This window comes from Aphanizomenon sp. CS-733/32 (assembly GCF_028330045.1).
Lineage (GTDB): Bacteria > Cyanobacteriota > Cyanobacteriia > Cyanobacteriales > Nostocaceae > Dolichospermum > Dolichospermum gracile.
Map to the genome: position 1 here is coordinate 1 of NZ_JAQMSE010000005.1, position 7,683 is coordinate 7,683.

The following is a 7,683-nucleotide window of genomic DNA, read 5'->3' on the forward strand; positions in this document are numbered from 1 at the left end:
AGAATAGATTTTGATGACATTTTTGGTGATTTACTGTTTCTCAAATGCCTTTTTTCACTTTGTCTGTTTGTTTTGATGCTCCCTTCGATTTTCATCTCCGTAATTTCCCTCTGTAATATTTTGGGGTGCGGAATGTGGGATAGAAGGAAAAGCTGATCAACTTATTGCTGATGCAAAAAAAGAAGCGGAGAAGAAAGCCTTTCCTGGATGTAGTAGTATCGGTTGCTTGTTTTTTATATTCGGTATACCTGCTACTACATCCATGGGTGGAGTAGCTTTTTTAATAATCTTATTACCGTTCATAGTTGGTTCTATTATTGATATGATTTTCATGGCTGCAAACCAAAAAGCTATTGAAGAAGCAGTAGAAAACGCTAAAAAACAAGCAGTATCTATGAAGCGTGAAGGTGAAAAAAGACTTAATGCAAAAATACAAAGTTTCATGGAAAATAATCCTCTCTAACTCAATATTTAGACAAAAAAATATGAACAACAAGATACCCAACTTCTCCAAGAAGTTGGGTATGTGAAAGATTTACCTATCCTCTTTTTTATCTTCTTCCAATGAACCACGAAGGGGCAAAGAACAGGAAGGAAAGGAGGTTTGAGAGATATTTGGCGTAAGTCCTATTACAAAATGAAGTGCATAATGTGGGATTTAACAGATTTTTGGGGAATTTTTTACGATCGCTCTCCTACCCCCCTGAACGGTTACGTTTAAACTCAAAGCTTTTGCAGCACTTTTCATGTAAAACAGTGAACAGTGAACAGTGGTGTTCACTGCTTATTGCTATCTGGATCAGTTTAGACTACATTTGGCATACACTAATAAGTTCTTGTATTCTTCAATTTTGTGCATTTTTCCCTCTTTTACAAATGATTCAATTATTGGTTGAGCATGACCCCAGCCAATTGATTTTGTATAGAAGAGAATTTTGCCATTAGGATTGAGTTTACTCAGAAACATCCCCAGAAGAGATTCTTCATTATGATGCAAAAAAGGCGCTTCTTCAGGCATATAAAATTCGCCTAGATGAAACAGAGAAATTACATCGAGCATGGGTAAAGAACGGTCTGTCAAAGTGTATATATCTGTACAGAGAACTTTGTAATACTTGAACAATAGACGATCTTTAAGAGATAATCGGACATATTCTTGATGTTCGGGTGCAGAACCTGTAATCCCAATAATTTCATTGGGTTGAGAAAATTTCTGATTTTCCAATCCTAGAATATGATGAGAGCCTGTGCCAAAATGAAAGATAGTTTGATCTTGGATATTATGCTTTTGTAAATATTCAACTAATTCAAGATCACATGGACAACGTTCTGGTTGTAATTCCCAAGATGATTTTTCGCGGTAGTAATCAGCGCCAACCCATTGTGGTAAAACTGGGCGAGAAAAACTCAAAAAATAGTAAAGTCTTGCTAAGTGGCGATTTGTAAAAACTATCCCCCGAACGGTTTGTCTAATACTAGTAACCATGAATTAATCAACCTCAATAGTTGGGAAAAGATATTTTTGATATGTTGGATAAAAGACGTACCCAGTTAGGATGCTAGAAATATTCATCAGCACAACTACAATCAAGCTATATAAAGTTAGCCCAATTCAAATTTATTGAGCCAAGTAAATTGACATCCCGGATTATTTTTGTAATTGTTGTACTTAATGGCGACAGACAAATGATTACTGATGATTTGCTTGAAGATTGAGTTATCCTAGATGGACAAAATTCATCAAAATCCCTGAAAACCTGCTCTATGTGATTACCCTAAAAAATACTGGGTGGTGAGTTTCTAGAACTTAGGCAAGTCTAACATAGGAAAAATAAAGCTAACATCAAGTACAGATGAAAGTTTAATTAACTTTTGCCATAGCGGTTATCACGCTTGATGCAATACAACGCTTCTTGCTCTGATGTACAAGAACCCCTCTCCCTAATGGTGTCAACTTAAGCTCAAATCCCTACCACACCTCGTTCCTAGTCTCTGACTAGGAATGCAGTTGATGAGGCTCTGCCTCTAATAATGTAAGTTGCTAGTTAGGTAAATTGTCAGAAATGGCTCTATATAATTGATAATTGAGGGCGGGGAAACCCTATATAATTGATAATTGAGGGCGGGGAAACCCCTACAGAATATTCTCAAATTTTGCTCCCTTTAAGCTTCAATGACGACGCGCAAGTTACCGCGTTTTTTCGCAACTCGACAAGCGGTAGTGCTACCAACTCGTTCAAATTCTAAATCTAAAATTGTGCCACCAATACGCAAGTTATGAAAAGATAAATTATTAATTGATTCTGGTAAGGCGGGGTCAATGATTCGCAAACAATTATTCTGTGCGTCTGGGACTAAATTCACCATCATTTGCAATAGTTGAAAAATGCTACCTGTAGCCCAGGCTTGGGGAGTACAAGCAACGGGATACTGGACGGGAGAATTATCACCGTTCATTTCATAGCCGCAAAATAGTTCTGGGGGGCGTTGATAGGGTTGCTGGGAGGTCATGTTGAATAACCCTTGAAATAGTTCCAGAGATTGATCTATTAAACCGAGCGATCGCAATCCCATTGCAATCATAGAATTATCATGAGGCCAAACTGAACCAGTATGATAACCCATCGGATTATAAGCAGGTGACAAACTACTTAAAGTTCTAATTCCCCAACCATTAAACATATCCGCCGCACCCAATCTTTCCGCCACACTATAGGCTTTTGCAGAGGTAAATATCCCCAAATTTAAACAATGACCAGGATTAGAACTAATACTATCTACTGGTTTACCTTCTCCATCTAAAGCCAAAGCACAAAAATCTTCATCTTCTAACCAAAAATCCTGGTTAAATTTAGCCCTGAGTTGTCTAGCTTCTTTTTGCCAAAGTTCTTCTAAATCTGGGCGTTGTTGGATTTTGGCAATTTCTGCGAGGCGGTTTTTCGCCGCATAGACATAAGCTTGCACCTCACACAGAGAAATCGGACCAATGGCTAATTCCCCTTTGCGGTTGACAATACAATCACCCGAATCTTTCCAACCTTGGTTAATTAAACCACCTTTAGATTTACGAGCATAGCTGAGATAACCCGTTTCTTGGATTTGACGATCAATCCAACCCATAGCCGCTAAAGCATTTGGCCACAGTGCTTCCAAGGTTTCTTGATCATGAGTCCAACTGTAATATTCAGCATACAACATTAACCACAGTGGGGTAGCATCCACCGTACCATAGTATGGTGTGTGGGGAATTTCTTGACATCTAGCCATTTCTCCCAACCGCAGTTCATGTAAAATCTTACCCGGTTCTTCTTCCCGCCAAATATTATCCGTTTGACCTTGATATTCTGCCAATAGTAGCAAGGTTTCTTTGGCAATTTTGGAATTCAACATCAAGGTTTGGGACGCAGTAATGATGGAATCTCGACCAAACAAAGTGGAAAACCAAGGAACTCCAGCAGAAACAGTTTTATGTTTGCCAAAGGACTGAAGCAACAAATATATATCTTGTTCAGCACGGGAGATAACGCGATTAAAAAGACTTTTGTCTGAGCTAATCCGGGTAATTTGCTGCAACCAATTTTGCTCCTCCATTAATTCAGCAGCTTTTGCCTGTGCTAAAGTAGAGGCAGCACTGATAGTAGAACTAGGTTGATTGTCAGTGAACATATTCAGTCGATAACCTAGCTTCTTAGTTTCATGAGCCGCCAATTCTATCCGCCAAACTGCCGTATAACCGTGAAACCGATTTGGTTGCAAATGCTGAAATTGAATTAGAGACTCCATAATCGAACCATCTAAACCCTGATATGCTAGGGTAAGAGATTCTTCTTTGTAGGATTGAGGAGACACAGGTGCAACATGATCAGATGTTAATTCATTTAAGTGTAAAAGTCTGCCCCGTTTTTGGCGATGATGACCTCTCACTTCAAATAAATCCACAAAATCAGCTTCAAAACTCAGACTCAATTCAAAAACAATGCTGGTAGTGTTGTAATTAGCAACTTCTATTTCTTCAAATAATGCCCCATTCAGAACCAGTTCTCGACGAATACCCACAGTATCAGCCTGAAAAAGATTGTCTAAATCAGGATTGGTGCATAAGACCGAGAGGGCAAATCCCTTATCAGCGTTGCTACTCAGTAATATAGGCGATCGCCCTTCAATCTGTAACTCCAAACGACTCAAAAACCTTGTATCACGGCAAAACATCCCCATACTAGGAGTGCTACCATAAAGGTAACAATCGGAAATATTCCCCATCGTATCTGTCACTAGGAACAAATCATCATCTTTAACTGTAATGGTTGGCTGTGGTCTTTGACTGACAACACAAGGCCATTCGGAAATCTCTTTTTGGTCTGCGGGAGTAAAAGTTCTGTTGTCGAGGACAATTGTTTCTAGAGTCATCAATGTATCCGGTGTCATTAGCCAAAGTTACCTATACAGGTGTAAATTTGCTCAAATCAATACTGTTAAAAGAGAAAAGTAATTAAATCAAAGACAATGAATTTCTATAAATGTATACCTTATTAATTAGAAGTCAAGCCTGAAAACTGGCTGTTTTCCAATAGTTTATTCCTTCCTCAACATTGAGAGATGCTAGGGGTAGAGAATACTTACTCAGGCATAAAATCTCATAAAAGTAGAAAGAGGTGAATAATAAATACTCACCACCTTTGTTTCTTTTCATACGGAACCAATAAGATCCCCGACTTCTCTAAGAAGTCGGGGATATAACCACCTTAATTGTGTTTAACGCAACCATTATGCCAACACCATCAGAAATTGCCGTTGAGTTTCAAAACACCAGTTTTACCATTAATCATCGTCCCCTATTATCTAACTTAAATTTGAGTATTCATGAAGGGGAAGCCTTAATTTTATTAGGACGCAGTGGCAGTGGCAAAACTACAACTTTAAAATTAATTAATCATTTACTTGTCCCCACCCAAGGACAAGTTTTAGTCCAAAATCGTCCCACAACTAACTGGGATGTCATTAAACTGAGAAGACGAATAGGTTATGTCATCCAAGAAATCGGTTTATTTCCCCATTTTACCATCGCGGAAAACGTCGGACTCGTCCCATCTTTAGAAAAATGGTCACCACAGAAAGTTCAAAATAGAGTCTACGAAATGTTAAACTTAGTAGGATTAGAACCAGAAAAATTTGCTCAACGTTATCCCCATCAATTATCAGGAGGTCAACGTCAGCGAGTGGGAGTTGCTAGAGCATTAGCCGCAGATCCACCTATACTATTAATGGATGAACCTTTTGGCGCACTTGACCCAATTACCCGTTTAGAATTACAACAACAATTTCAATATTTACAACAACAATTAGGAAAAACCGTGATATTTGTCACCCATGACATTCAAGAAGCCTTCTTTCTAGCCACCAGAATTGGTTTAATGGCTGAAGGAAATTTAGTCGTACTAGGAACGAGAAGAGAATTTCTCCAATCTCAACATCCAGAAGCAAAAGCATTTTTAGCTTGTTTAAATACTAGTAATAATTGGGAACAACTTAATTAGAATGAATATTAATTTAATTTTTGTAGGTTGGTTTGAACGAAGTGAAACCCAACATTAGCGACAAGATAGCAAGGAGTATTGGGTTATGCTTTCGGCACACTACGTGAACCTTACTTAACCCAACCCACAATAAATTTTGTTTTAAATAAAGGAAACAGTAGATCCATTAAAGTTAGATAAATAAATCCAGAAATTATGTTTTTATTTCAATACGGCACAGAAATAATTGTCCACAGTGGAGAACATTTAATATTAGTCATTATATCCCTATTAATAGCAATTTCCATTGGTCTTCCTGTCGGCATTCTGATCACTCGTCAATCAAAATTAGCTTCCCCCATTCTTGGTTTAGCAAATGCCATTCAAACCATCCCTAGTTTAGCCATCTTCGGCTTTTTAATTTCCGTACCTTTTCTGGGAGGAATTGGCAAAATCCCCGCCATAGTTGCCTTAACTCTTTATGCCTTACTTCCCATAATTCGCAATACCTATATTGGCATTAATAGCATCAATCCCGCCATTAAAGAAGCGGGGATAGGCATGGGAATGACAGATCAACAATTACTATTCCAAGTAGAAATTCCCCTGGCTTTACCAGTCATTTTAGCAGGGGTAAGAGTAGCCACAGTTATATCCGTAGGAATTGCCACAATTGCTGCTGCTATTGGTGGTGGTGGTTTAGGAGTATTTATTTTTCGCGGTATTTCCACAGTTAATAATGAATTGATTTTAGCCGGAGCAGTCCCCGCAGCTTTGATTGCTTTGAGTGCAGATTTCGGTTTAGGATTATTAGAAAAAAGGCTCACCAACAAAATTGAAAAAAAGGGTAAATTTAATCGTCAAATTGCTATTGTCTTAGGAATTGTTTCTTTAATTATAGCTGGATTAATTGCCTTTAACTATCAGCAAAAACCCGCAACAATTATCATCGGCTCAAAGAATTTTACAGAACAAGTAATTTTAGGAGAAATATTAGCACAACACATAGAAAATCATACCAAATTAAAAGTAGATCGTCGTTTTAATTTAGGCGGAACATTTATCGCTCATGAAGCAGTAAAAGCGGGAAAAATTGCCGGCTATGTAGAATATACAGGAACTTCATTTACGACTATTTTGAAAGAAAAACCAATTAGTGATCCTGAAATTGTTTATAAGAAAGTCAAAGCATACTATGATCAAAAATTGAAATTAGCAGTGATGAAGCCTTTAGGATTTGAGAATACCTTTGCCATGATTATCCGAGGAGAAGATGCCGAAAAATGGCAAATTAAAAGCCTTTCGGAAATTGGTAAATATAGTCTGCAAATGAAAGCAGGATTTGGGTATGAATTTTTAGAAAGAGCAGATGGTTATCCAGGATTATCTAAAACCTACAACTTAAAATTTGCTAATATCAAACAAATGGAATTAGGATTAATGTATCAAGCATTAAGAGAAAAACAAGTAGATTTTATTGCTGCAAATTCTACAGATGGTTTAATTCCAGTGTTAAACTTGGTGATTTTAAAAGATGATAAAAAATACTTTCCACCATATCAAGCTATACCTATTTTTAATCAAGAAATTCTCCAAAAATATCCAGAATTAACACATACCATTAATCAATTAGGAGGTAAAGTTTCGACAACGGCGATCCAAAAGATGAATTATCAAGTAGATAATCAATCTCAACCAGTGGAAAAAGTTGTCAGTGAGTGGTTAAAATCTCAACAATTATGATTTTTAAAACTTATAAAGTTTTATCAGCAATTTCCATAGGTTTTTTGCTTTGTTTAAGAGGATGTTTTAAAAGTTTCTAATGTATAAATAAACCCCTCTCCAAACCTCTCCCCGACGCGGGGAGAGGCTTTAAAAACCCCATTCCCTGGCAGGGAAGGGGGGCTGGGGGGTTAGGTTTTTGGAAATTACTAGTTTCATCTAATACTTTTCAAACAACCTCTAATCCCATATTCTGCAATTCATTATGTAACATAATAAATTACATTTTTTTTAGCAATCCCTAAATAAATTTAAGTTAACCTGTTGTCTAGGACTTACGCATTGACAAAGTAGTAAAATAGTGTATTGATAAAAAGTATCATCTACTTATCAGGTATCGGACAATTAGAAAAATCAGCAAACCTTCCACAGCACAATGCAATCTGGA

The 7,683-nt window shown here is 37.3% G+C and carries 5 protein-coding genes; 3 read left to right on the forward strand and 2 right to left on the reverse strand.

Going from position 1 to position 7,683, the window contains the following annotated elements; translation table 11 throughout:
- Positions 1–262 precede the first annotated feature (262 nt).
- Positions 263–463 (forward strand): hypothetical protein, encoded by a 201-nt coding sequence (locus PN471_RS00265; protein WP_271775183.1) that lies wholly within the window; start codon positions 263–265, stop codon positions 461–463.
- Between the two features lie 336 nt (positions 464–799).
- Here PN471_RS00265 and PN471_RS00270 read toward each other — a convergent pair whose 3' ends face one another.
- The gene (locus tag PN471_RS00270; RefSeq protein WP_271775184.1) at positions 800–1,486 is read right to left on the reverse strand and encodes a hypothetical protein; all 687 of its coding nucleotides are present in this window, start codon (positions 1,484–1,486) and stop codon (positions 800–802) included.
- A gap of 677 nt (positions 1,487–2,163) precedes the next feature.
- The gene (locus tag PN471_RS00275; RefSeq protein ID WP_271775185.1) at positions 2,164–4,425 is read right to left on the reverse strand and encodes an amylo-alpha-1,6-glucosidase; all 2,262 of its coding nucleotides are present in this window, start codon (positions 4,423–4,425) and stop codon (positions 2,164–2,166) included.
- Between the two features lie 341 nt (positions 4,426–4,766).
- Here PN471_RS00275 and PN471_RS00280 point away from each other — a divergent pair, with 341 nt between their 5' ends.
- Both PN471_RS00280 and PN471_RS00285 read left to right on the forward strand, forming a co-directional pair.
- Positions 4,767–5,534, forward strand: coding sequence for an ATP-binding cassette domain-containing protein (locus tag PN471_RS00280; RefSeq protein ID WP_271775186.1), 768 nt, complete (start codon positions 4,767–4,769; stop codon positions 5,532–5,534).
- A 195-nt stretch (positions 5,535–5,729) separates the two neighbouring features.
- Complete coding sequence (locus PN471_RS00285; RefSeq protein WP_271775187.1) at positions 5,730–7,256, forward strand: glycine betaine ABC transporter substrate-binding protein; 1,527 nt, start codon at positions 5,730–5,732, stop codon at positions 7,254–7,256.
- The last annotated feature ends 427 nt before the right edge of the window (positions 7,257–7,683 follow it).